This is a genomic window from Prosthecochloris marina (assembly GCF_003182595.1).
Taxonomy (GTDB): domain Bacteria; phylum Bacteroidota; class Chlorobiia; order Chlorobiales; family Chlorobiaceae; genus Prosthecochloris; species Prosthecochloris marina.
Genome location: NZ_PDNZ01000002.1, coordinates 14904 through 38710, shown reverse-complemented (window position 1 = coordinate 38710; position 23807 = coordinate 14904). Strand labels below are relative to the sequence as shown.

Sequence of the window (23807 nt, the reverse complement as noted above, 5' to 3'; positions counted from 1 at the left end):
AAATGGTGATGAAAGAGGTTATCAATGCAGTGGGCCGCAGAAAAACCTCGGTGGCAAGGGTTTTTCTTGTTCCGGGTAAGGGGTCTGTTACGGTTAACAAGCGGCCAGCTGATGAGTATTTCAGGGACGAATATAAAAGAAGTGAAGCACTCAAGCCCCTGATGCTTTCCGGAAAGCAGGACGAGTTTGATGTCAAAGTCAATGTACAGGGTGGTGGTATCAGCGGTCAGGCAGGTGCGGTAAGCCTCGCTATCGCAAGAGCTCTTGTGGAAGCCGATGCTGAAAACCGTTTGCTGTTCCGTAAGGACAGGCTTATGACAAGGGATCCACGTATGGTTGAAAGGAAAAAATACGGCCAGAAAAAAGCTCGTAAGAGGTTCCAGTTCTCGAAACGTTAAGTTCTTTATTTATACTATTATATCAACAACGCATATTCTGCTAACCCGCTTCAGCGGGTGACGTTGTGCGGAGGTGTCCGGTATGGTCTGTACCGGATTCCGTACGATATAGGCAGGATAGAGGAAAAACCATTAGAATTATGCAGCAGACACAAACAGCATCAAGATTTCAGCTTGAGGACATGCTACGTTCCGGTGTACATTTCGGTCACCTGGCGCGCCGCTGGTGTCCCAAAATGAAGCCGTATATCTTCATGGAGAAGAACGGTGTGCACATCATCGATCTCAAAAAAACCCTTGTAATGGCGGAAGAGGCGATGAAAGCCATCGAGGCAATCGCTATGACAGGTAGGGAGATCATGTTTGTAGGGACGAAAAAACAGGCGAAATCCATTATTGCAGAAGAAGCAGAGCGGGCAGGTATGCCTTATGTGTCGGAGAGGTGGCTTGGTGGTATGCTTACCAATTTTTCGACAATCAGGCAAAGCATTCGGAGGATGAATGCTATTGACAGGATGGAAACCGATGGTACCTTCGATATGATTACCAAAAAAGAGCGTCTCATGCTGATGCGTGAGAAAGAAAAGCTCGTGAGAATACTTGGTGGTATAGCAGAAATGACCAGGTTGCCGGCGGCACTTTTTGTCGTTGATATTAAAAAAGAGCACATCGCGGTAAGAGAAGCCCGATCACTCGGAATACCGATTTTTGCTCTTGTCGACACCAATTGTGATCCGGATGAAGTTGATTTCGTGATTCCTGCAAACGATGATGCTATTCGTTCCATAGAACTGATGGTCAAAGGGGTTGCTGATGCGATTTCCAACGCCCGTCAACAGTCTGCCGAAGAAGCGGCAATGGCTGAAGCTCAAGAAGCTGAAGAAGAGGAACATGACAAAGCAGGTCAGGAAGAGAGTGCTCAGGATTAATTACTATTTTACCATTTAAACCACATTATAAAGGGTGTAATGAGTCAGATATCTGCAAAAACGGTTAAAGAGCTAAGAGATAAAACCGGCGTTGGTATGATGGACTGCAAAAAAGCTTTGGATGAAACCGGAGGCGATATGCAGAAAGCCATGGAGTACCTTCGTAAAAAGGGGGCGGCACTTGCGGCAAAGCGTGCTGAACGTGAGGCAAGGGAAGGGGTGATTGTTGTCAAGATCAACAACGTTGCTGATACCGGGGTTATCCTCGAACTCAATTGTGAGACCGATTTCGTGGCACGAGGTGAAGATTTTACTGGCTTCGCCGAGGTTATTGCTCAAACTGCACTTGAAAGCGGCATCGATTCAGCGGAGCGCATGATGAATGTTTCTCTGAGTGATGCTTATGGCAGTGAATCGGTTGAAGATGCCATTAAGACTATGACGGGGAAACTCGGTGAGAAAATCGAGCTTAAGCGACTGGAGTATGTCAAAACGGAAGCCGGGCTTGTTGCCGGTTACGTGCATCCGGGATCAAAACTTGGGGCAATGGTCAAGGTGACAGGTGAGAATACGCAGGAATCCGTTGTTTTCGCTAAAGATATAGCTATGCAGGTCGCTGCGGCTTCACCTATCGTCGTCGAGCGTTCCGGTGTTCCGTCTGATTATATTGACAAGGAAAAAGAAATTTATCGTCAACAGGCTCTGAGCCAAGGGAAGCCCGAGCAATTTGTCGATAAAATTGTGACCGGTCGTCTGGAAAAATACTACCAGGAAGTGGTGCTGCTCGAGCAGTCCTTTATAAAGGATAGTAATGCAAAGGTTCAAGATGTGCTGAAAGATTTTATAAAGCAGCACGATATGCAAATGACGATAGACGGTTTTATCAGATATCAGTTGGGTGAATAAATCGAAAAGCCTCGTTTTACGAGGCTTTTTTTTGGTGTAAAATATTCTGGAGATACACTCATGTTACAGTATAAGCGCATCCTTCTTAAGCTAAGCGGTGAAGCACTTGCCGGTGACGAAGGTTATGGAATCGATGCCCGCATGGTGGATCGTTATGCGGAGGAAATTAAAAAAGCTCTTGAACTCGGCGCGGAAATTGCATTGGTGATAGGGGGCGGTAACATTTTTCGGGGTTTGTCTTCGGCTGCGGCAACTATGGACCGTGTTCAGGCAGATCATATGGGGATGCTTGCCACTGTCATCAATTCTCTTGCATTTCAGGATGCGCTTGAAAGAAAAGGGGTTTTTACGCGTCTCATGAGCGCGATCAAGATGGAGCAAGTTGCCGAACCTTTTATTCGCAGGCGTGCAATACGCCATCTCGAAAAAGGACGAGTGGTTATTTTCGGTGGCGGTACGGGAAATCCTTACTTTACAACCGATACTGCAGCTTCGCTTCGAGCTGTCGAGATTGAGGCTGATGTCATTGTCAAGGGAACTCGTGTCGATGGAGTTTACAGCTCTGATCCGGAAAAAAATCCGGCTGCTGAAATGTACCGTAACATTTCATATATCGACGTTCTGAAAAAGAATCTCAGAGTAATGGATCTCACAGCCATTACTCTCTGCAGGGAAAATCTTCTTCCTATCGTCGTCATGAATATGAATGTGGAAGGTAACTTTGTGCGATTACTGAACGGTGAAACTGTCGGGACACTTGTTAACCAGGGTGAAGAGTGAGATAAAAAAAGGTTGTGGTCAAGAGTTGAAATACCGTGGAGCCGCTGAGTTGAATGTGATCACCAAAGGGTTCCGAATTCTGCTGCCGCGCAAGTAACGATGGGCACTCTTCGGTTGCAGCCTCATCCATACGGAATTCAAGGACTCTTTATGAGTTTCCGTATCGGGTAACGCAAAAACAGAAAACAAAGCGCGCCCCTTTTCCGGATCCAGCCTGGCAGAAAGAGGGGTCAGGATCGGAAAATCTGGTCAAGGGTTTGACGGATCGTCTGGCTGTCAAATCCTCTGTTCATCAAAAAAGTGTGCAGTTTTCGTCGCCTGTAATGATCATCTCCCTTAAGGAATGGCAGTTTTTTCAGTGCTGCATCGAGACAATAGCCAGAGCTGTCATATTCATTGAGAACCTCTTCGATAATCTCTTCGGAAACGCCCTTCTGGAGCAGTTCATATCTGAGTTTGTAACGTCCTGAGGGTTTTTTTCTCGATTTGCTTCCTATGTAGTTCAACGCAAACGATCTGTCGTCAAGCAAGCCGAGTTCATCGAGTCGCTCCAGGGTTTTTTCTACAGCTTCCGGGCTGAATTGCCGGCGTTCAAGTTTTGTGACGATTTCCTTACGTGAATGTTCTCGGTTGCCGAGGTAACGGATGGCTAGCTCAAAAGCCTTTTTGTCTGAGTTTTCGGTCATGGTTTTTCCAGTTTGTAACTAATGGCTTGTTAGGGTGATGCCTGATAGTTTAATGGCAAAGCAATCAAACTACCTGCTTCTCTCATTTCCATTAACTACTACCTCTGTTATCCCAAAGTAATAACAACCGGAAAAATAATGGAACGGCAGTCTTGCGGGGTTTTCAGGGTTTCAGGTTTTTGCTATATTCAAAGCCTTACAGATTGATACTCTTTAGCAATGTACACCTCTTCAGATATTAGACGTTTTTTTCTATGAAAAACCTCTGGGAAGAAACTGGATTTGATACAACAGTGGCATCACTGAATACTGATGCCCGGCTGCCTCGGGAGCTCGCTGAACTGGTTTATGCCTCCCGCCTGCTGGGTAAAGAGAGTAGGCTTGTCATGCATGGAGGGGGGAATACATCTGTGAAAAGTCAACTGACCGATGTTCTCGGCAATAAAGTAAACGTGCTTTTTATAAAGGGAAGTGGTGTTGATCTTGCAGATGCTACAGCGTACGATTTTACGCCAGTAAGGAATGAGCCTCTCGATAAACTGATGCAAATGGTTCTGTCGGGGGAGAACCTTACCAATGAAGATCTCAAGAGGTTTTCTAACAGGGAACTGAAAAATTTTCTGTTCCTCAACCTCTTCAGTCTGACCGATCATATGGTGAAAAACGGGTTGACACCTTCAATTGAAACCCTGCTCCATGCTTTTTTACCCCATAAATACGTTTATCATACCCATTCTCAGGCTCTGCTTACTCTGACCAACCAGCCGGACGGAGAAACGCTCTGCAAAGAGGTTTTTGGTGACAGATTCGGTATTGTGCCGTATATGAGGCCGGGCCTTGAGCTGGCTTGCTCAGCCGAACAGGTCTATGCAAAAAACAGAGATGTGGAAGGGCTTGTGCTGCTGAAGCATGGATTGGTGACTTTTGGAGAGACTTCCAGAAAAGCCTATGATCTGATGATCGGTGCAGTTTCAGAACTGGAAGAGAGGATTGAACAGGTGACCAGAAAAGTATTCCCTTCAGTTGATTTGCCTGGAAAACTCCTTTCTGTTGAAAATGTCGCTCCGGTGATCAGGGGAGCTTGCGCAATGGAAAAAGCACCTGAGAGTCAGGATTATGAAAGCTTCGTGCTTGATTTCCGGACTTCACCGGAAATCATGGAATATGTCAACTGTGATGAGCTTGAGTCTTTGGCCCGCAAAGGCAGCATGACGCCGGATTTCATTATTCGCACCAAAAATCTTCCTTTGATTCTTCCTATTCCTGATGCTTCAGATCCTGAAGGGTTCAGGCAAGGGGTGCGTGATGCGGTTGATGCGTATAAAAAAGAGTATACTGCTTATTTTGAAAGACAGCAGAGTGCTTCCGGCATAGATGTCGATATGCTGGATCCGTTACCGAGAGTTATTCTTGTTCCCGGACTCGGGTTGTTCGGGCTCGGTAAAACACTCAAAGACGCCCGTACTACGGCTGATATCGCTACAAGCACGGCAGAAGCGGTGCTTCAGGCGGAATCGATCGGCTGTTTCGAATCAATCGGTGAGCATGATGTTTTCGGAATCGAGTACTGGGACATGGAGCAGGCCAAAGTGCAGAAAGTGCAGCATGATGTTTTTGCCGGAAAAGTTGCGATGGTAACCGGTGCTGCAGGGGCTATCGGTTTGGCTACAGCCAGAGCGTTCAAGGAAAGAGGGGCGGAAGTTGCAATTCTCGATCTTGACGCAGAGAGTCTCGAAAAAGCAAAAAACAAACTGGGGTCTGATGCACTTGCTGTCGTGTGTGACGTTACTGATCGTTCATCCGTTTCAAGTGCTTTTACAAAAATTTGCCGGAAGTTCGGAGGGGTCGATATTGTTGTTTCCAATGTGGGCGCTGCTATACAGGGGAGAATCGGCGAAGTTTCCGATGACGTATTGAGAAAAAGCTTTGAACTCAATTTCTTTTCCCATCAGGCAATTTCGCAAGAAGCTGTTGCTATAATGAAGCAGCAGGGAATCGGAGGAAATCTGCTGTACAATGTTTCAAAGCAGGCGGTCAATCCCGGTCCGGATTTTGGGCCGTACGGCCTTCCCAAAGCCGCAACGCTTTTTCTTGTTCGTCAGTATGCTCTTGATCATGGTCGTGACGGTATCCGTGCAAACGGTATCAATGCGGACAGGATTCGCAGCGGATTGCTGAACGAAGAAATGATTTCATCACGCTCGAAAGCGCGGGGACTCAGTGTCCGGGAGTACATGGCGGGAAATCTTCTCAAGCTTGAGGTTACGGCTGAAGATGTGGCTGATGCATTTGTGCACCTCGCGCTCGAGAAAAAAACAACGGGTTCGATTACTACAGTGGATGGCGGTAACATTGCTGCTGCGCTGAGATAAGATTCAACAGTTTCTATCCATTAAAAAAAACGCATAACAGGAGCATAACTATGCCGGAAGTAGACCAGGGAAAGCAGGAAAAAAATTATTACACCGACGTGCCGGTAGATACTCATGGGTTTTTTCTTAAAGGGGCTAGCGCTCTGGATTGGGGTATGAAAAACCGTTTGTCCAGGATTTTCAGGCCTGATACGGGAAAGACCGTCATGTTTGCGATCGATCACGGTTATTTTCAGGGGCCGACAACAGGCCTTGAGCGGGTTGATCTCAATATCGTACCGCTGATGCAGTACTCGGATGCTATCATGTTGACGAGGGGAATTCTTCGGACCACGGTTCCTCCAACTCTGACCAAAGCTGTTGTCATGCGTAGCAGTGGAGGGCCCAGTATTCTTAAAGAACTCTCCGATGAACAGATAGCTGTTGATATAGACGATGCGATCCGTATGAATGTAGCTGCTATTACTCTTCAGGTTTTTATCGGTGGTGAATATGAAACCCGCTCGATTCATAATATGACAAAACTTGTCGATTGGGGTTACCGGTATGGCATTCCCGTTATGGCCGTAACCGCTGTGGGAAAAAACATGGTTCGTGATGCAAAGTATTTTCGTCTTGCTTGTAGAATGTGCGCTGAGCTTGGTGCCCAGATAGTCAAAACTTACTATGTCCCTGAAGATTTCGATACCGTTGTAGCATCTTGTCCTGTTCCAATTGTCATGGCAGGTGGAAAAAAGATTCCCGAACTGGATGCGCTTACTATGTCTTACAAAGCGATTCAAGAGGGAGCTGCCGGGGTTGATATGGGAAGAAATATTTTCCAGAGTGAAGCTCCAGTAGCGATGATGAAAGCCGTTAACCGGATTGTTCATGAAAACTTGACACCCGAAGAGGCATTTGACTACTTCAACAGCATTAAAGCTGAGGGGTAGTGGGTGGCTGAATACAACAGTGGGTCGGTTTCATCGGTTATCGGCCGAATACAAACAGGAAGAGGCAGGTAGTCCTGTTTTTTTTACAAGTCCTGCACTGAACGACGTATTATGAATGCAGAGGAGATAAAGGGTTTTTTTGCAGATCGCGATCAGCTCAACATGGATGATTACCTTGAACTTGAGTATTACCTTGAGTGTGTAGGTGATATCAGAACAGCTCTAGCTCATTTTTGTAGTGAGCAGTCAACAGCGCAGTGGAGTCGGGTCGGCTTTGACGAGGATTTCAGGACGCTATATGGCGCCAAGGTTCTCAGTTGGCAGGTTCTCGAAGAACTTGATGCGCTGAGTTATCCGGTCGAGCATGCTGCAGTTGGAAAAATTCATGCATGCCGGGTTACCATAGCTCATCCACATGGGAATTTTGGTCCCAAGCTTCCCAACCTGATTACCGCTGTCTGCGGTGAAGGGACGTTTTTTACACCGGGAATCCCGCTTGTCAAGCTACTGGATATATCGTTTCCGGACAATTACCTTGCAAAGTTCGAGGGGCCAAAGTTCGGTATCGATGGCATTCGTGATATGCTTGGGGCATATAACCGGCCTATTTTTTTCGGGGTCGTGAAACCTAATATCGGTCTTCAGCCCGAGCATTTTGCCGAGATTGCCTATCAAAGCTGGCTCGGCGGTCTCGATATAGCCAAAGATGACGAGATGCTTGCCGATGTTCCCTGGTCTACAACCAAGAAACGTACAAAACTTCTTGGCAAAGCCCGGCTCAGGGCTGAAAAGGTGACAGGAGATAAAAAAATCTACCTTGCCAATATCACTGATGAGGTGGATAAAATGATCGAACAGCATGATATCGCTGTGGCAAATGGTGCAAATGCACTTCTTCTGAACGCTATCCCTGTAGGACTTAGTGCAGTACGAATGCTGCGCAGGCATACAAAAGTCCCCTTGATAGGGCATTTTCCTTTTATTGCAGCGTTTACCCGTCTTCAAAAGTTCGGTGTACATTCCCGGGTTGTAACCAAGCTGCAGCGTCTGGCAGGTCTTGATGCAATCATCATGCCCGGTTTTGGGAATCGCATGATGACCCCTGAAGAGGAAGTTCGTGAAAATATCGAAGAATGTCTCAATGAAATGGGAACAGTAAAACGTTCACTACCTGTTCCGGGTGGAAGTGATTCCGCGCTGACTCTCGAGAGTGTCTATCGAAAAGTCGGTAGTGTTGATTTCGGGTTTGTTCCAGGAAGAGGGATTTTCGGGCATCCTATGGGGCCAAAAGCAGGGGCTTCAAGTATTCGCCAAGCGTGGGATGCCATCGAGAATGGTCAGTCCCTTGATTGCTATGCAGATAATCATCCGGAGCTCATGGCAATGCTGGGGAAATAATAAGTCAAAAAACCAACATGTTCATTCCGGATGATGTGATGTTTTGGCTTTTGAGTTCAGACTTTTGACCGTTGCCTTTTCATTTTTGACGTAATAGCTGTGGCTAAACTCTTCGATAAGGTTGCTATCATTACCGGTTCAACCAGGGGGATCGGTAAAGTCATTGCACAGGCATTCGTACGGGAAGGTGCGAAGGTTGTTATTACATCCAGCAGCAAAATCAATGTCGATGCGGCACTGAACGATTTTCCCGACCAGAGCGTTTTCGGTCACGTTTGCGATGTGTCGAACTGTGCTGAAGTGGAGGAACTGGTGACAACGACTGTTGAGCGGTTTGGAAAGCTCGATGTTTTTATCAATAACGCAGGAATATCCGATACTTTTTACAACGTTACCGATGGTGATCCCAAAGAGTGGGGGCGTGTTATCGATATTAACCTGAAGGGCACTTATTATGGTACAAGGGCAGCCTTGAACTATTTTCTCGAAACCGGCAACACAGGAAGAATTATCAACATGGCCGGTTCAGGGACTGATAAGAAATCGAATACTCCCTATATCAGTGCCTATGGTTCGTCGAAAGCTGCAATAGCGAGATTTACTTTTGCCGTTGCGGAAGAGTATAAAAACCAGCCTGTTTCCGTCATGTTGTTGCATCCAGGGCTTGTTCGTACAGAGATACTTTCCGGTCCGCAAACGCCTGAAATGAAACGCCAGCAGGCAACTTTTCGCACAGTAGTCGATATTTTTTCCCAATCGCCCTCTGTAGCGGCATCATTGGCGGTAAAAATGGCCAGCGAAAAAGGTGGATGTAAAAATGGTGACTACCTTTCAGCACTTGATGGAAAGCGTAAAAAATGGCTTCTGTTTTCCTATCCGTTTCGAAAACTGTTTCATAAAATCGACCGGACAAACTATTAGCGAGCTGAACAAGCTGATAGATGGTGTGGGGATCCATCGCAGATCACGATTTATCGGGACAGATGCGCTATCACTCTTTCTTAATATCGCTGTTTGTTATTGCACAAGGGATTACATCTGAACATCTATTTCACTGTTCGGTATGGGGGCTCTGTTTCATGTCTTTTTCAGGTTTGACATTTAAGGAAGGGGGTGGTTAACTGTAACAGGTTTTGGAAGAGGAGCAGTATAAGGGGGAAAAGGTGGTAGGAATTAGGTAATAGGTAATGGGGAATAGGGACATGATATTCACAGTAATCAAGAAAAAGGAGAGAGGATTGTGTTGAGGCGCAAGAGGATTAAGGGATTGCTTCCGGTTTTTGCGGGCCTTGTGCTTTTTCTACAGGGCTGCTATTCTTTTACAGGGGCGTCGATACCTCCTCACATCAAGACGGTTGCAGTGCCGACCTTTAAAGAGCAATCGGGAGCCGGTGTGGCTCAACTGAGTGCCGAGTTTACAGAAAAACTGATCGATACGATTGAATTGCAAAGTTCATTGAGCATCGAGCCGGACATAAACAGGGCGGATGCTTTGCTTGAAGCGGCAATTGTTTCGTTCAGCGATGAATCAAGCCAGATTGGCAGTGAAACCGAACGTGCAATAACCAACAGGATTACAATTGTAGTCCGCGCATCGTTCAACGACCGGGTACAGAATAAAGCCTTTTTTACCAAAACGTCGTTCAATGGATTTGATGATTACGATGTCGGTGATTTTGCCGGAAAAGAAGAGGCAATCGATACGGTTATCGACCAGATTGTCGATGACCTTTTTAACCGCATGATCTCGAATTGGTAGGCCGATATACAACCGGTACATGAAGCAAAAAGTTATCTGCATAACAGGAAGCACGGATGGGATCGGTCGTGCGGCGGCTTTGCAACTTGCAGGCAACGGTTCGAGGGTTATTCTGCATGGCAGAAACAGTGAGGGGCTTGAAAAGGTAAAAGGGGAGATCGCCTTATATACCGGATGTTCAAACATCAGAGAAATAAAAGCCGACTTCAGTTCTCTCGATGAGGTTGCTCTTATGGCTGAAACGCTGCTTGAAAGTGAGCAGTCAATAGATGTGTTGATTAATAACGCTGGCCTTTACAGTGAGCGAAGGGAACTGACGGTTGATGGCTTTGAAACCACCTTTGCAGTGAACTATCTTGCTCACTTCCACTTGACTCTTCTGCTGGAACCACTCCTGCTCAAGAGTAGGGCTCGCATTGTCAACGTCAGTTCGGTCGATCATCTCAGCGCCGATTTCGACATCGGAAACATCCAGGGAGAGCGACACTATACGGGCTATAATGCCTATGCCTTCAGCAAGCTCTGTAATGTCATGTTCACGGTTGAACATGCTGAGCGGCTCAAGGGGACAGGTGCTACCGTCAATACTCTGGATCCCGGCATACTGGCAACAAAGTTGCTTCATGCCGGATGGTCACTTTCAGGAGAAGATCCGGTATACGGCGGCGACAGGTTGGCGTGGCTTGCGCTTTCAAAGGATGTTGCGGCGTTAACCGGCTATTATTTCGAAAACAACCGACAGGCTTCATATTCCCCGCTTGTAAATGATCGGCAACTGCGTCAACAGCTCTGGGATATCAGTGAAAAGATGCTGGAGGCTAAGGGATAGGGTTACTTTATTCTTCAATAGTCGTTATTCATTTCTTATCGTTTTCTGAACTATCTTCTTTCTATTCACTATTCACTATTCACTATTCACTATTCACTACCATTCCATGACTATATCAGCATCAAGTCCGGTCGGTATATTTGATTCGGGTATTGGTGGGCTTACCGTGGTTAAAGCCATACAATCTCTTCTGCCTTCGGAACGTATTATTTATTTCGGAGATACGGCTCGTGTTCCTTATGGCTCGAAATCGCAAGTCACGATTCGCAAATACGCGCAGGATGATACGGCTATTTTGATGAAGTATCAGCCTAAGATGATTATTGTTGCCTGTAATACCGTTTCATCACTTGCGCTCGATGTTGTCCAACAGGTTGGTAAAGGTGTTCCGGTGCTGGGAGTTTTGGAAGCCGGTGCCGAGCTCGCAGTTAAACATTCACGTAACAACCGTATCGGGGTTATAGGGACCAGGGCGACTATTGCGTCGAATGCCTACTCGCTTGCCATCAGTGCCATTGATCCTGATGCCGAAGTTTTTTCTTCACCCTGTCCTTTGTTCGTCCCACTTGCAGAAGAAGGGTACATCGATCATCCTGCTTCAGGTATGATAGCCCGGGAGTATCTCGAAGGGCTTTTGGTGCACGGGGTCGATACTCTTGTTCTCGGGTGTACGCACTACCCGATACTCAGGAATATGATAGAGGAAATCGTCGGCCCGGATATCGCTATCATAGATTCAGCAGAAGCCGTTGCTCTCAGAGCAAAAGAGGTGCTGGTTGAAAACAATCTGCTCAATGATGCCGGTTCGGTTTTTCCTCATCTGCTTGTCAGCGATCTTCCGCAGAAATTCAAGACACTCTGTGAACTTTTCCTTGGCCGGGATATTCCGGATGTGGAACTGGTGGATGTGTGAGTGAGGTTGAGGTGTGTGGGTAGTAGGGAATGGGTAATCGGTAATGGGTAATCGGTAATAGCGGAAAGTCATGCCGCACGTGATGCGGCATCCATGGTGACGTTCATTGAAAAGATGGATCCCCGGGTCGCGTTTCGCTTGCCCGAGGATGACATTTTCTATCTTCACCGTAGCACTTAGCACTTAGCACTTAGCACTTAGCACTTAGCACTTAGCACTTAGCACTTAGCACTTAGCACTTAGCACTTCTCAAACATTGAACCGGAATACAATCACGTCACCGTCTTTGACAACGTATTCCTTACCTTCCGAGCGCATTTTTCCGGCGTCTTTGGCTTTCTGTTCCGAGCCGTAAGAAATCATATCGTTGTAGGCTATAACTTCGGCGCGGATGAACCCTTTCTCAAAATCAGTGTGAATTGCTCCTGCAGCTTCCGGTGCTGCAGCTCCTTTGCGTATGGTCCAGGCATGGACTTCTTTTTCCCCTGCTGTAAAGTAAGTGTGCAAACCAAGCAAATCGTAGGCTGTCTGGATGATACGGTCGAGACCTGACATTTCCAGCCCAAGGCTTTCGAGGAACTCCGGCCGGTCTTCTTCTGGCAGTTCGGCGATTTCAGCTTCGGTCTTGGCGCTGATGATGAGCATTTTTGCATCTTCTTTTCCGGCGATTTCAGCTACTTCAGCAGTGAAGCTGTTTCCCTCAGGGAGGTCGCTGTCGGAAACGTTGGCAGCATACAGTACAGGTTTAGCCGATAGCAGGAAAAACTGTTTGCCGAGAAGTTTTTCTTCGTCGGTTTCCAAAAGCAGGCGTGCAGGTGTGCCGTTCCCTAAGCCATCGATGAGCTTTTCGGCAAGGTCTACAGCCGGCAGCAGCTCTTTTTCCTTTTTGGCGTTTTTCTTCAGTTTGTCCAGCCGTTTTTCCATGCTTTCAAGATCGGCAAGGATCAGCTCGGTTTCGATGGTGGCAATATCGTCAGCAGGGTCTACCTTGCCATGAACATGGATGACGTTGGAGTCCTCGAAACATCGTACAACGTGAACAATTGCGTCAACCTCCCTGATATGCGATAGAAACTGGTTTCCGAGCCCTTCCCCTTTGCTCGCACCTCTTACAAGGCCTGCGATATCTACCAGTTCGATGGTTGCAGGAATGATTGTCGATGTTTTGGCTATTTCGGAAAGCTGTTGAAGTCTTTTATCAGGAACAAGCACCATGCCTACGTTGGGATCGATGGTACAGAATGGATAATTCTCAGCTTCAGCCTGTTTGGCTGTTATAGCATTGAAGAGCGTTGATTTACCAACATTGGGCAACCCGACTATTCCGCAACGTAAAGCCATAAGTAATGAAAAAAGTTATAGGTAGTGGTTTTTGAACCATATATAATAGGCAATGGAAATAATCAATATATTTGCAAAAAGCAAAATTTTTTTATAGAATAGCAGGCTAACTCAAAATGTTTTGGATATCACAAGCGGAACAAGAAAAATTATCATTGCAATAGACGGTCCTGCAGCTTCAGGTAAGAGCACCACAGCACGTTTGCTGGCCAGGAAATTGGGGTATACTTACATCGATACGGGAGCAATGTATCGTTCGGTTACTCTCAAGGCTTTCGAGGCTGGTTTGCTGGGGCATCTTCAGGATCATCCTGACGATGCAACATCTTTGCTTGAAGGCATCGATATCGCATTTGAAGCTGAGCGTGTATTGCTCGACGGTAAGGATGTGACCGAAGCTATCAGAGATAACAGGGTTTCCCGTCATGTAAGTTTTGTCAGCTCCTTGAAACCGGTTCGTGATACGCTCAAGCAGATGCAAAGAGCGATGGGAGAGAAACGAGGGGTGGTCATGGATGGCAGAGATATCGGAACCGTCGTTTTTCCCGATGCCGAGTTGAAAATTTTTCTTGTGGCCGATGCTTCGGAGAGAGCGAAACGTCGCTATACCGAGTTGGTTCGGAAGAGTGGAGGCAGTAACAATGTTCCCTCGATAAAGGAACTCGAACAGGAGATCCTGCAGCGTGACAGAAGCGATGCCGAAAGAACACATGCTCCGCTAAAAAAACATCAGGATGCTGTCGAGGTTGACACATCAGGCCTTACAATAGATGAGCAGGTCGCTCTGGTATACAATCTTGCTTTGGAAAAAACAGCCGTATAGAACGGCTTCATATTTGTTAACCATAAAACCTTTCGCTGAAATCTCTCGTGGCGAAAGGCAACATTCACAAGAGAGGAAGGAAACAATTAATGTCAGAAACGCAAACAATCGAACAACAGAAGGTAACGGAAACAAATCCTAAAAACCACCGGGTAAAATTTTTCGCGAATTACGAACCTTCGGAACTTGATCAAATGGAGCAGCTCTATTCGAGCACGCTTAACGAGATCACGGAAGAAGAGATCGTCAAAGGAACCATTGTCGCGATTTCAAACAAAGATGTCACCATCGACGTTGGTTTCAAGTCCGAGGGTATCGTATCAAAGCTCGAATTCAAGGATGAAGAGGAGCTGAAAGTCGGTGACGAGGTTGAAGTATATCTCGAGAACATCGAAGACAAGATGGGTCAGCTTATTCTGTCGAAACGAAAAGCTGATGTTCTCAGGATCTGGGATAAGATATACGATTCAATCGAGAACGATACCATCATAAACGGAAAGATTGTCAATCGCGTAAAAGGTGGAATGACCGTTTCGCTCTCGGGGGTCGAGGCGTTTCTTCCAGGTTCACAGATCGATGTCAAACCGGTTCGGGACTTTGATGCGCTTGTCGGACAGACCATGGACTTCAGAGTTGTCAAGATCAATCCGGTCACCCAGAACATCGTTGTCAGTCACAAAGTGATTCTTGAAGAAGAGTATGCAGCAAAACGTGAAGAGATGCTGGCCAACATCAAGGTTGGTATGGTGCTCGAAGGTACGGTTAAAAACATCACCGACTTCGGTATCTTTGTCGATCTCGGAGGTCTTGACGGTCTTGTGCATATTACCGATATCACCTGGGGCAGGATCAACCATCCGTCAGAAGTTGTTGAACTTGATCAGCCGATCAAGGTTGTTGTTGTCGGTTTTGACGAAGAAACCAAAAGGGTTTCTCTCGGCATGAAGCAGCTCGAGCCTCATCCGTGGGAAAACATCGAAATAAAATACCCTGTCGGTATCAAGACAAACGGCCGTGTTGTTTCGATTACGGATTACGGTGCATTTGTCGAAATTGAAAAAGGTATCGAAGGTCTTGTTCATATCTCTGAAATGAGCTGGACACAGCATATCAAGCATCCAAGTCAGTTTGTTTCTCTCGGTCAGGAAGTCGAGTGTGTCATTCTCAATATCGACAAAGAGCACACAAAGCTTTCGCTTTCTATGAAGCGGGTCAACGAAGATCCGTGGATTGCCCTGTCGGAGAAATATGTCGAAGGTTCGGTTCACAAAGGCACGGTCAGCAATATCACCGATTTCGGTGTTTTTGTTGAGCTTGAGCCAGGAGTGGATGGGCTTGTGCACATTTCCGACCTCTCATGGACCAAGAAAATCCGTCATCCAAGCGAACTGGTGAAGAAGAATCAGGAACTCGAGGTCAAAGTGCTCAAATTCGATGTGAATGCACGTCGTATAGCGCTTGGTCACAAGCAGATCAATCCGGATCCATGGGATGAATTTGAACAGAAATACGCTGTTGGTTCGGAGTGTGCCGGGACAATATCCCAGATCATCGAGAAAGGTGTTATCGTTATCCTACCGGGAGATGTTGATGGCTTCGTTCCGGTATCCCATCTGCTGCAGGGTGGTGTAAAGGATATTCACAGTTCCTTCAAGGTTGAAGATGAATTGCCGCTTCGCGTGATAGAGTTTGATAAAGAGAACAAGCGGATCATTCTTTCTGCGCTCGAGTATTTCAAAGACAAGAGCAAAGAAGAGATCGAAGAGTATCTGAAGGCTCATCCAAACGAAAAGAAAGAGATTGAAGATGCCAGCGCTGAACTGGAATCGCAGTCGAAGTCTGATGACGGAGGAAATGGCGATAAGTAAAAGCATTCGCCAGAAGCACTGAATGAAAAAAGCCTCTCCCGGCAATCCGGAAGAGGCTTTTTTGCATATGACGAAAAAGGAATCGGGCATCTTAACAAGTTACGTTATGCATCCTCTAGATAGCCATGCCGATGGATCCCCGGGTCGCGCTTCGCTTGCCCAAGGATGACAAAAGGAGGGAGGTCATGCCGCCCCGTAAAATAGATGCTCGGATTTCACCGGGATGCAGTTTGCAATCCCCGAGAAAGTCATGCCGCACTCGATGCGGCATCCATGGTGACGTTCATTAAAAGAAGGATCCCCGGGTCAAGCCAGAGGATGACAAAAGGAGGGAGGTCATACCGCCCCGTAAAATAGATGTTCACATTACACAGGGTTGCGGCACCCGACCCCCACGAAAGTCATGCCACACTCGATGCGGCATCCATGGTGACGTTCATTGAAAGAAGGAGCCCCGGGTCAAGCCCGAGGATGACAAGAGTAGAGAAGCCATGCCGTTCCGTGAAATAGAGGTTCAGATTACACAGAGATGTGGTGTAAACCCCCACGAAAGTCATGCCGCACTTGATGCGGCATCCATGCAGATCGACAGTATTGCTGATGGACTTTCGGGTTGCTCGAAGATGACTGAAAGAGATGCTCAATACCCGTAACTTTTCAGCATTGATTTTTTCTTTCTCCAGTCGGGCCTGACTTTCACAAACAGCTCTAAAAAGACCGGCCTGCCAAGGAGTTCTTCGATATCCTTTCTTGCCGCCATACCGAGTTTCTTTAGGGCCGCCCCTTTTTTTCCGATAAGAATATGTTTTTGGGAATCGCGTTCGACGATGATCGAGCTGCGGATCACATCTTTTTTTGAAGGATTATTTTCATGTTGTTCCTTGAACTCGTCAATAACAACTTCTGTTGCGTAGGGTATTTCCTGTCCGTATTGCAAAAAAACTTTTTCACGGATAATTTCGCTGACGAAAAAACGCTCAGGAGCGGTGCTGAGGATGTCATCAGGGTAAAGTGGGGTGTCAAGTGGTAAAAATGGTTGTAAAGAATCGACAAGAGCATCTATTCCTGTTCCATGCAGTGCGGAAACTGCCAATGCTTTTCGGGGTTGCCAGTGATCCTGGATAATTCGCAGCGCATCTTTCCGCTCTTTTTCGTTCAGGATGTCGGCCTTGTTCAAGGCCATGATCACCGGCTTTTTTGTTTCATCGAGCCATTTTTCGAAAAGCATGTTGGTGAATGTGCGATCAAACAACTCGGTTCTTTTCGAAGCCGGAATCAAAGCGATGATTACATCCGCTTCGTTCAGGGTCGTACGAGTTGTTTTCAGCATCGATTCATGCAACTTCTGTATGGGATCCATTATGCCCGGTGTATCAAGAAAAATTATCTGACAACGATCATTATGGTAAATTCCGGTTATTTTTTTCCTTGTGGTTTGCGGCTTTGGTGTTACTATGGATAGTTTATGGTTGAGAAGCTTGTTGAGCAGGGTGGATTTGCCTGCGTTCGGCGGACCGACAATAGCTGCGTACCCACAGGCAAAAGCTGTTTTATTCGGCATGAATGATAATTTGAATGCTTGTTGAATGGTTATACTATACTAAAATTTATGGTAATAGAGGGAATAGGTGGTAGGAATTAGGTAATAGGTAATGGGGAATAGAGTGTGGGGGGGACGGGACAACGTCAAAGTTGGTTCTTGCTTGTGAATGCTTCATTCAACAGTTCGGTGAATCAACAATATTTCGACTTTCTATCTCAGGAACGATATGGTTAATAGTTATAACAAACTCGATGTATGGCTATTTGGGTTTATGATCGGGCTTGTGGTTTTCGGGCTTCTTGCAATATACAGTGCCAGTAATGGGGTTGGGACAATCGATCTTTTTTATAAACAGCTTATATGGTTCGGAATAGGCTTGGTTGTCATGGTCGTTGTTTACTATATCGATTGCAGGAAAATAATTGAGTATTCCTATTTTTTATATCTGTTAGGTTTATTTTTGCTGATACTGGTTTTGTTTTTCGGGACAAAAGTCTCCGGTGCTACAAGTTGGCTTCGAATAGGATTTATCGGTATACAGCCGTCGGAAATAGCGAAAGTTACCACTATTCTTGCTCTTGCGAGATATCTCTCCAATGACAATACGGATATAACCTCTGTTAACGATGTGCTGCTGGCCGTTGCCATTGCCGTGATACCTGCAGGACTGGTTATGCTTCAGCCTGATATGGGAACAACACTGACCTATCTTTCATTTATCTTTCCGGTAATGATTATGGCAGGTTTCAATGTGTATTATCTCCTTTTGATGGTAATTCCTTTTCTGCTTACCATAGTTGGTTTTTTTAACATATATATGCTGTTTGCGCTTACGATAATTGTTTTCGTGTTACTTGTGTTTATCCGTAAGGGGTTTCATTTTTCACAGGTTATTGTCTCTCTTTGCGGTTTGGCGGGTGGCCTTTTTACTTTTCGTTTTGCTGCAGCTATTCTGCAGCCTCATCAAATGAAGCGTATCCAGACTTTTCTTGATCCAATGTCAGATCCTCAAGGTGCAGGTTACAATGCGCTGCAAGCTAAAATTGCGATTGGTTCGGGTGGAATGTTCGGAAAAGGTTTTCTTGAAGGAACTCAAACACAACTACGTTTTATTCCGGCGCAATGGACAGATTTTATTTTTTGTGTGATTGGAGAAGAGATGGGATTAATCGGTAGTATAGTGTTGCTTAGTCTTTTTCTTGCTCTTTTCCTGAGGATGCTCTGGCTTGTCAGTGTTATCAAGAATAAGTTTGTCGAGCTTACGCTTGTTGGGTTTGTTTCTCTCTGGCTGGTTCATGTGATGATCAATGTCGGTATGACCATTGGCCTTTTTCCTGTTATAGGAGTTCCATTGCCTTTTCTTTCATACGGTGGCTCATCGCTTCTGGGTAATATGGTTATGGTGGGGTTGGCCCTGAACTTTTTCAGAAATAAAAGGAATTTGGGGTATTGAGATAGAATAGCTGGATGGCTTGATGGTCAGATGGCCGTCCTGCTGTTCGCAAGTCTGCTTAATTTGTAAAACAAAAATTGGATCCCCGAGTCAAACCCAAGGAGGTCGAAAGTGAGAAGGTGACGGGTAATAGGGTTTAGGAAATAGGTAGTAGGATTTGGCCGTTGGCGAGAAGTCATGCCGCACTCGATGCGGCATCCATGGAGAGAAACAGGGACGTTTATGGATCCCCGGGTCAAGCCCGAGGATGACAAGAAGAGAGGAGCCATGCCGCACGTGATGCGGCTCTATAGTGAAAAACAGGGGCGCTTATGGATCCCCAGGTCGCGCTAAAGGATGTAAAAGTGAGAGGACAAAAGGGAGCAGTGATGGTGGATCTCCGGGTCAAGCCCGAAGATGACAAGAAGAGAGGAGTCATGCCGCACGTGATGCGGCATCCATAGTGACTTTCATTGGGCGATGGATCCAGGGTAAGACCTGTGAAATGGTTGTTATTAATGATTGCTTCCTTAAAAAACGAGAGGCTGCCTTTTCGAGGCAACCTCTTGCGTTTACTATAAAGGAACAGGTGCTATGAGGGAAGAACTTTATTTGATTTTATAGACAAATCTCTTGCCGCCTTTACCTGATGGAATGCGTTCGATTTCATCGTCTGCAATACCGTATTTATTGAACCAGAGGCTGACAGCTGTTCCTTTCGTGTTCAAGGCGTCCGCAATTTCTTTGGGTTTAAATGCTTGTGATGGATTAGTGCGCAACAGCTCCTTGATTGCTTCACCGAGTTGGCCTCTGCCATACTTGGTATATCCTCCTTTAGCTGTGGTTGCTTCCGTTCCCGATTCAAGCCTGGAAAGGTTTTGGTCTAACTTTTTTATAATAACGGTAAGCTCATCTTGTATTGGTCGAATTCTTTCTTCATATTCGCATTGTATTTGCGTAATAGAGTCCTGCAGTTCTTTCTTTTTTTCAACAAGTAACTGAAATTGATCGATCTTCTGGATAAAAAGATCATATTTGTCGGGAGCTGTTACATCTCTTTTGTTCATGTTCATTTCGTGCATCTTTTGTGTTATTTTTTTGATATAATTGTGCTCACACACCATTAATATAAAAGAAATGAAATGTGTAAGCAATATATTTATTCTTTTTTGTGATTTGAGCGTTGTAAGTTATCTCGAAAAATGAAAAAGAATATGCTTGAGAAAAAATAACTTATGAAAAGATAGCAAGATGAGTTGTCTCTGGAAAAGGCTTTTTGTTTCTTTTTGCTTTTGTGAATTAATTGGTAGATCCTAAAAATCAAGCATTGGGCAATAAAGAATAAGAGATATTATAGTTTGTTGTGCTGTAAAATATATGTGTGTTTGTGCTTCTTGATTATTGATTTTGATAGTCTTACGATGCTTGTATTCTGAATGGGGTTATGAAAAAAAAACGTGTTTTTGCAAAGACGCTTGGTTGTAAACTCAACTATGCTGAAACATCAGCAATACTGGAGAGTTTTGCTCAGGAAGGTTGGCAAATATCATTCGGAAATGAAGTGCCGGATCTTGTCATTATACATACTTGTGCGGTTACACAGCAAGCTGGGCAAAAGTCAAGGCAGCAGATTAGAAAGATGATAAAAAAGTATCCGAAAAGCAGAGTTGCTGCAGTTGGATGCTATGCACAGCTGAATCCTGAAAGCTTAGAAAATATTCATGGTGTTGATGTGATTCTTGGTTCAGAAGGGAAATTCAACATCCAAAAATATATAACAGATTGTGATAAAGCTGTATACATAGATGTAACCTCTCCGGGAAATATAAAAGAGGCTGTGCCGGCACATTCTCTGATATACGACAAGAATTTCGGGAGAACCAGGGCATTTCTGAAAATTCAGGACGGATGTGACTATGGGTGTGCATATTGTACTATTCCTCTTGCACGAGGAAGGTCCCGATCCGTGCCTTTCGAGAAAGTGATTGCTGACGCTGTGAAACTTGCAGAGGCAGGGTATCGTGAAATTGTTCTCACAGGTGTCAATATTGCCGATTATCAGAGTGGTTCTGTGACGATTGTAGAGTTGCTTCATGAATTGGAGACTGTCGATGTCGGTAGGATCAGGATAAGTTCCATCGAACCTGATATTCTGAGCGACAGGTTGATACGCGTGGTTGCTTCTTCGTCGAAGATCATGCCTCACTTTCATCTTCCTCTTCAGTCAGGTTCAGACAATATTCTCACTGCCATGCGACGCCGCTATTCTTCAGCAGGTTATCGAGAGCGTTTTCTGAAGGCTATCGAGGCGATCTCCGATTGTGCTATCGGGGCGGATGTCATCACCGGGTATCCCGGCGAGACCGAGGAACATTTTCAAGCTACCTTAAGGTTTCTGGAAGCTCTTCCTGCGGCGTACCTGCATGTTTTTACATGTTCTCTCAGGCCGGAGACGGTACTTTCCAAGCAGATTTCCTCAGGTGTGTGTAAAAAAGTCCATTCTGAAATTGCTCGTTCAAGAAGCAAGCTTCTTCTTGATCTCGCTGAGGTAAAACAGCGCGAGTTTGCCTTGCAGTATGTGGGAAAGGCCCTCGATGTGCTATTTGAAGAGTTTGAAACCGTGAAAAACGGAGAGATTGTCTTTTCCGGATACTCAGAAAATTATTTGCGAGTAAGTGTCAACGTAAAAGACAGTTATGAGCCTGTCGAGTTTGTAGGGAGCTGCAAAAAGGTTTTGATCGAAAATATGGGTGAGGATTTGATTTTAGAAGGCAGATTTGTAACTTAGTAGCCTTTTGCCAGGAATATCTGCGTTTTGTTGAGAGGTTCTTCTGTAACTTATTAACCTGTCTAAATAATTACTCCAATGGCTATTAAATCACGTATCCGTACTATTCCCGACTATCCCAAGAAAGGAATCATGTTTCGTGACATTACCACTCTTCTTAAGGATCCGGTTGGTTTCAGGCTTGTGATTGATCAGTTCACACAGCATTACCTCGAAAACGGGGTTGATTTTGATATGATCGTTGGCATGGAGGCAAGAGGTTTTATCATTGGTGGAGCGCTTTCCTACACTCTCGGCAAAGGATTTGTTCCGATCAGAAAGCCAGGTAAGTTGCCGGGAGATGTTGTCGATCAGGAGTATCAGCTTGAGTATGGTACTGACAAGGTAGAAATGCATATCGATGCTTTTGAAAAAGGTACCCGTGTTTTGCTTGTTGACGATCTTCTTGCTACCGGGGGAACCGCTTTTGCAGGAGGTGCGCTTGTCGAGAAAGTTGGTGGTGTTATAGCGGAAATGGCATTTATAGTCAACCTTCCTGATATAGGTGGGCAGAAAAAACTTGAAGGCAAAGGCTATAAGCTGTTCTGTCTTACAGAGTTTGAAGGGGAATAGGACATATGAAATATTTTTGGTTACGCTCTTTGTTTTTCTTCGTTATTGCATTTGTTGTAATACCCTTAGGGTTCAATGCTTCTCTGTTTGCTTCTGAAGTTGTTGCGGCTGGACATCCGGTTGCCGATCATGCCGTCGAAGGGGTCCTGCACCTTCCTCCAATCTGGATGGTTATTCCTTTCGTTATACTGCTTCTCATGATTGCTACAGGGCCTCTTTTTTATCATCATTTCTGGGAACATCATTACCCGAAGGTTGCAGTGGGGCTGGGTGCGATTGTTGCAGTTTTCTATGGCTTTTTCATGGATCACGGTACACATGCTTTGTTGCATACCCTTGAAGAGTACATCTCGTTTATCGCTCTCATTTCCTCGCTTTTCATAGCATCTGGAGGAATTCTCATCAAAATAGCGAGTCGGGGCAGACCGCTGGTCAATGGCGGGTTACTCTTTTTTGGGGCGATTCTTGCGGACATTATTGGTACAACCGGAGCGTCAATGTTGCTGATCCGCCCTTATATGCGTATCAATGAAGGGCGTCTCAAGCCCTTTCACATTGTCTTCTTCATCTTTCTCGTCAGCAATATCGGAGGGGGGTTGACCCCAATCGGTGATCCACCTCTTTTCCTTGGTTTTCTCAAGGGAGTTCCGTTTTTCTGGATCTTGACAGAAATATGGCATATTTGGCTGGTGACGGTGGTTGTGTTAATCGGGGTCTTCATGGTGCTGGATGCCAGGGTCGGAAAGGGGACCTTGCCTGAAGGTTTTGAGCAGCAGACCGGAAGAGTTCTGGAAATTCAGGGAGCCAGGAGCTTTTTTTTCCTTGCAATAATTATTGTAGCCGTGTTTTTGGATCCAGCAGTCATAGCGGGTTTTCCAAGTCTCCAGCAAATGCTTCATGTGCCTTTCGGAATCCGTGAAGTCATCATGTTTGCTGTGGCGTTTGCAGCCTATAAAACTGCCGACCAGGAAGCGATGAAAGGCAATGAGTTCAACTTCGAGCCGATAAAAGAGGTGGCTTTTCTCTTTATCGGAATTTTTGCCACCATGATTCCTGCGCTTGAGCTTATCGGAGCGTACGCCGAGTCACACGCGGTTGAATTTTCTGTTTCACGTTTTTACTGGCTTACCGGATCCCTGTCAGGAGTTCTCGACAATGCCCCGACTTACCTGAACTTCCTTGCAGGTTCAATGGGTAAATTCGGCTCGGATATCGGGTCTGTCGAGGCTGTTCGCAGCTTTGCCGCTGGTATTCCTTCTCCGGTTGCAGCCGATGTTCCTTCGGATGTTTATCTTCTTGCCATATCGGTAGCTGCGGTATTTTTTGGCGCAATGACCTATATCGGTAATGCACCGAACTTTATGGTTAAGAATATCGCCGAGCAGGCTGATGTGGATGTCCCGGGTTTTGTTGAGTATGTATACAAGTATTCTTTACCGATATTGATTCCTCTGTTTGCAGTCATTTGGTTTGTTTTTTTCAATTTTTAGAACCTAAT

General features: G+C 45.6%; 23 protein-coding genes. 18 read left to right on the top strand and 5 right to left on the bottom strand.

The genetic code is table 11. The annotated features are described in order from the left end of the window. Nucleotides 1-8 precede the first annotated feature (8 nt). From rpsI to pyrH, 4 genes are all read left to right on the top strand, one after another. Nucleotides 9-398: a 30S ribosomal protein S9 gene (gene rpsI, locus CR164_RS02370; RefSeq protein WP_110022664.1), complete on the top strand. Its 390-nt coding sequence runs from the start codon at nucleotides 9-11 to the stop codon at nucleotides 396-398. Between the two features lie 140 nt (nucleotides 399-538). Further along, on the top strand, nucleotides 539-1327 hold the full coding sequence (rpsB, locus tag CR164_RS02365) for a 30S ribosomal protein S2 (protein WP_110022336.1): 789 nt from the start codon (nucleotides 539-541) through the stop codon (nucleotides 1325-1327). A 39-nt stretch (nucleotides 1328-1366) separates the two neighbouring features. Then, nucleotides 1367-2233: a translation elongation factor Ts gene (gene tsf / locus CR164_RS02360; protein WP_110022335.1), complete on the top strand. Its 867-nt coding sequence runs from the start codon at nucleotides 1367-1369 to the stop codon at nucleotides 2231-2233. Between the two features lie 60 nt (nucleotides 2234-2293). Continuing rightward, entirely contained in the window at nucleotides 2294-3013 is a 720-nt protein-coding gene (gene pyrH / locus CR164_RS02355; RefSeq protein ID WP_110022334.1) for a UMP kinase, read from the top strand. Between the two features lie 230 nt (nucleotides 3014-3243). On the opposite strand, the gene CR164_RS02350 is transcribed toward pyrH, so the two are convergent. Then, nucleotides 3244-3699, bottom strand: a complete 456-nt coding sequence (locus CR164_RS02350) for a regulatory protein RecX (protein WP_110022333.1) — start codon at nucleotides 3697-3699, stop codon at nucleotides 3244-3246. Between the two features lie 254 nt (nucleotides 3700-3953). Here CR164_RS02350 and CR164_RS02345 point away from each other — a divergent pair, with 254 nt between their 5' ends. The 7 genes from CR164_RS02345 (at nucleotide 3954) to murI (ending at nucleotide 11902) form a co-directional block, all read left to right on the top strand. Beyond that, a complete protein-coding gene (locus tag CR164_RS02345) occupies nucleotides 3954-6071 on the top strand; it encodes a bifunctional aldolase/short-chain dehydrogenase (protein WP_110022332.1) in 2118 nt (705 codons plus the stop codon). Between the two features lie 50 nt (nucleotides 6072-6121). Continuing rightward, nucleotides 6122-7003, top strand: a complete 882-nt coding sequence (gene lsrF / locus CR164_RS02340; protein WP_110022331.1) for a 3-hydroxy-5-phosphonooxypentane-2,4-dione thiolase — start codon at nucleotides 6122-6124, stop codon at nucleotides 7001-7003. A 111-nt stretch (nucleotides 7004-7114) separates the two neighbouring features. Next, complete coding sequence (locus CR164_RS02335) at nucleotides 7115-8401, top strand: RuBisCO large subunit C-terminal-like domain-containing protein (protein WP_110022330.1); 1287 nt, start codon at nucleotides 7115-7117, stop codon at nucleotides 8399-8401. Nucleotides 8402-8500: 99 nt separating this feature from the next. Further along, the gene (locus CR164_RS02330; RefSeq protein WP_110022329.1) at nucleotides 8501-9322 is read left to right on the top strand and encodes an SDR family NAD(P)-dependent oxidoreductase; all 822 of its coding nucleotides are present in this window, start codon (nucleotides 8501-8503) and stop codon (nucleotides 9320-9322) included. A 319-nt stretch (nucleotides 9323-9641) separates the two neighbouring features. Then, the gene (gene lptE, locus CR164_RS02325; RefSeq protein WP_239994434.1) at nucleotides 9642-10160 is read left to right on the top strand and encodes an LPS assembly lipoprotein LptE; all 519 of its coding nucleotides are present in this window, start codon (nucleotides 9642-9644) and stop codon (nucleotides 10158-10160) included. Between the two features lie 19 nt (nucleotides 10161-10179). Then, nucleotides 10180-10989 carry an SDR family NAD(P)-dependent oxidoreductase gene (locus tag CR164_RS02320; protein WP_110022328.1) on the top strand — a complete coding sequence of 270 codons (810 nt, stop codon included), beginning with the start codon at nucleotides 10180-10182 and terminating at the stop codon, nucleotides 10987-10989. A gap of 106 nt (nucleotides 10990-11095) precedes the next feature. Next, on the top strand, nucleotides 11096-11902 hold the full coding sequence (gene murI / locus CR164_RS02315) for a glutamate racemase (protein ID WP_110022327.1): 807 nt from the start codon (nucleotides 11096-11098) through the stop codon (nucleotides 11900-11902). Nucleotides 11903-12151: 249 nt separating this feature from the next. Here the strand turns inward: murI and ychF are convergent, their stop codons facing one another. After that, nucleotides 12152-13243: a redox-regulated ATPase YchF gene (gene ychF, locus CR164_RS02310; protein WP_110022326.1), complete on the bottom strand. Its 1092-nt coding sequence runs from the start codon at nucleotides 13241-13243 to the stop codon at nucleotides 12152-12154. A gap of 121 nt (nucleotides 13244-13364) precedes the next feature. On the opposite strand from ychF, the gene cmk reads away from it, so the two are divergent. Both cmk and rpsA read left to right on the top strand, forming a co-directional pair. Then, nucleotides 13365-14066, top strand: a complete 702-nt coding sequence (cmk, locus tag CR164_RS02305; RefSeq protein WP_110022325.1) for a (d)CMP kinase — start codon at nucleotides 13365-13367, stop codon at nucleotides 14064-14066. A gap of 89 nt (nucleotides 14067-14155) precedes the next feature. Further along, a complete protein-coding gene (rpsA, locus tag CR164_RS02300; protein WP_110022324.1) occupies nucleotides 14156-15934 on the top strand; it encodes a 30S ribosomal protein S1 in 1779 nt (592 codons plus the stop codon). Nucleotides 15935-16335: 401 nt separating this feature from the next. On the opposite strand, the gene CR164_RS02295 is transcribed toward rpsA, so the two are convergent. Continuing rightward, complete coding sequence (locus CR164_RS02295) at nucleotides 16336-16578, bottom strand: hypothetical protein (protein WP_110022323.1); 243 nt, start codon at nucleotides 16576-16578, stop codon at nucleotides 16336-16338. Then, nucleotides 16575-17495, bottom strand: a complete 921-nt coding sequence (era, locus tag CR164_RS02290; protein ID WP_110022322.1) for a GTPase Era — start codon at nucleotides 17493-17495, stop codon at nucleotides 16575-16577. The genes CR164_RS02295 and era overlap by 4 nt, the downstream gene beginning before the upstream one ends. A 208-nt stretch (nucleotides 17496-17703) precedes the next feature. Here era and rodA point away from each other — a divergent pair, with 208 nt between their 5' ends. Both rodA and CR164_RS13290 read left to right on the top strand, forming a co-directional pair. Beyond that, nucleotides 17704-18930 (top strand): rod shape-determining protein RodA, encoded by a 1227-nt coding sequence (gene rodA / locus CR164_RS02285; RefSeq protein WP_110022321.1) that lies wholly within the window; start codon nucleotides 17704-17706, stop codon nucleotides 18928-18930. 311 nt (nucleotides 18931-19241) lie between these two features. Further along, nucleotides 19242-19373, top strand: coding sequence for a hypothetical protein (locus CR164_RS13290; protein WP_265372060.1), 132 nt, complete (start codon nucleotides 19242-19244; stop codon nucleotides 19371-19373). 144 nt (nucleotides 19374-19517) lie between these two features. Here the strand turns inward: CR164_RS13290 and CR164_RS02280 are convergent, their stop codons facing one another. Beyond that, entirely contained in the window at nucleotides 19518-19982 is a 465-nt protein-coding gene (locus tag CR164_RS02280) for a hypothetical protein (protein WP_110022662.1), read from the bottom strand. A gap of 371 nt (nucleotides 19983-20353) precedes the next feature. On the opposite strand from CR164_RS02280, the gene mtaB reads away from it, so the two are divergent. The 3 genes from mtaB (at nucleotide 20354) to CR164_RS02265 (ending at nucleotide 23799) form a co-directional block, all read left to right on the top strand. Then, a complete protein-coding gene (gene mtaB, locus CR164_RS02275) occupies nucleotides 20354-21697 on the top strand; it encodes a tRNA (N(6)-L-threonylcarbamoyladenosine(37)-C(2))-methylthiotransferase MtaB (RefSeq protein WP_167392930.1) in 1344 nt (447 codons plus the stop codon). A 78-nt stretch (nucleotides 21698-21775) separates the two neighbouring features. Further along, nucleotides 21776-22309: an adenine phosphoribosyltransferase gene (locus CR164_RS02270; RefSeq protein WP_110022319.1), complete on the top strand. Its 534-nt coding sequence runs from the start codon at nucleotides 21776-21778 to the stop codon at nucleotides 22307-22309. A 5-nt stretch (nucleotides 22310-22314) separates the two neighbouring features. Further along, nucleotides 22315-23799 (top strand): sodium:proton antiporter, encoded by a 1485-nt coding sequence (locus tag CR164_RS02265; protein WP_110022318.1) that lies wholly within the window; start codon nucleotides 22315-22317, stop codon nucleotides 23797-23799. Nucleotides 23800-23807 lie beyond the last annotated feature (8 nt).

Coding starts and splice junctions, on each gene's coding strand:
- rpsI (WP_110022664.1), top strand. CDS start 9: ATGAAAGAGGTTATCAATGCAGTGGGCCGCAGAAAAACCTCGGTGGCA.
- rpsB (WP_110022336.1), top strand. CDS start 539: ATGCAGCAGACACAAACAGCATCAAGATTTCAGCTTGAGGACATGCTA.
- tsf (WP_110022335.1), top strand. CDS start 1,367: ATGAGTCAGATATCTGCAAAAACGGTTAAAGAGCTAAGAGATAAAACC.
- pyrH (WP_110022334.1), top strand. CDS start 2,294: ATGTTACAGTATAAGCGCATCCTTCTTAAGCTAAGCGGTGAAGCACTT.
- CR164_RS02350 (WP_110022333.1), bottom strand. CDS start 3,699: ATGACCGAAAACTCAGACAAAAAGGCTTTTGAGCTAGCCATCCGTTAC.
- CR164_RS02345 (WP_110022332.1), top strand. CDS start 3,954: ATGAAAAACCTCTGGGAAGAAACTGGATTTGATACAACAGTGGCATCA.
- lsrF (WP_110022331.1), top strand. CDS start 6,122: ATGCCGGAAGTAGACCAGGGAAAGCAGGAAAAAAATTATTACACCGAC.
- CR164_RS02335 (WP_110022330.1), top strand. CDS start 7,115: ATGAATGCAGAGGAGATAAAGGGTTTTTTTGCAGATCGCGATCAGCTC.
- CR164_RS02320 (WP_110022328.1), top strand. CDS start 10,180: ATGAAGCAAAAAGTTATCTGCATAACAGGAAGCACGGATGGGATCGGT.
- murI (WP_110022327.1), top strand. CDS start 11,096: ATGACTATATCAGCATCAAGTCCGGTCGGTATATTTGATTCGGGTATT.
- ychF (WP_110022326.1), bottom strand. CDS start 13,243: ATGGCTTTACGTTGCGGAATAGTCGGGTTGCCCAATGTTGGTAAATCA.
- rpsA (WP_110022324.1), top strand. CDS start 14,156: ATGTCAGAAACGCAAACAATCGAACAACAGAAGGTAACGGAAACAAAT.
- era (WP_110022322.1), bottom strand. CDS start 17,495: ATGCCGAATAAAACAGCTTTTGCCTGTGGGTACGCAGCTATTGTCGGT.
- rodA (WP_110022321.1), top strand. CDS start 17,704: ATGGTTAATAGTTATAACAAACTCGATGTATGGCTATTTGGGTTTATG.
- CR164_RS13290 (WP_265372060.1), top strand. CDS start 19,242: ATGGATCCCCAGGTCGCGCTAAAGGATGTAAAAGTGAGAGGACAAAAG.
- CR164_RS02280 (WP_110022662.1), bottom strand. CDS start 19,982: ATGAACATGAACAAAAGAGATGTAACAGCTCCCGACAAATATGATCTT.
- mtaB (WP_167392930.1), top strand. CDS start 20,354: ATGAAAAAAAAACGTGTTTTTGCAAAGACGCTTGGTTGTAAACTCAAC.
- CR164_RS02270 (WP_110022319.1), top strand. CDS start 21,776: ATGGCTATTAAATCACGTATCCGTACTATTCCCGACTATCCCAAGAAA.
- CR164_RS02265 (WP_110022318.1), top strand. CDS start 22,315: ATGAAATATTTTTGGTTACGCTCTTTGTTTTTCTTCGTTATTGCATTT.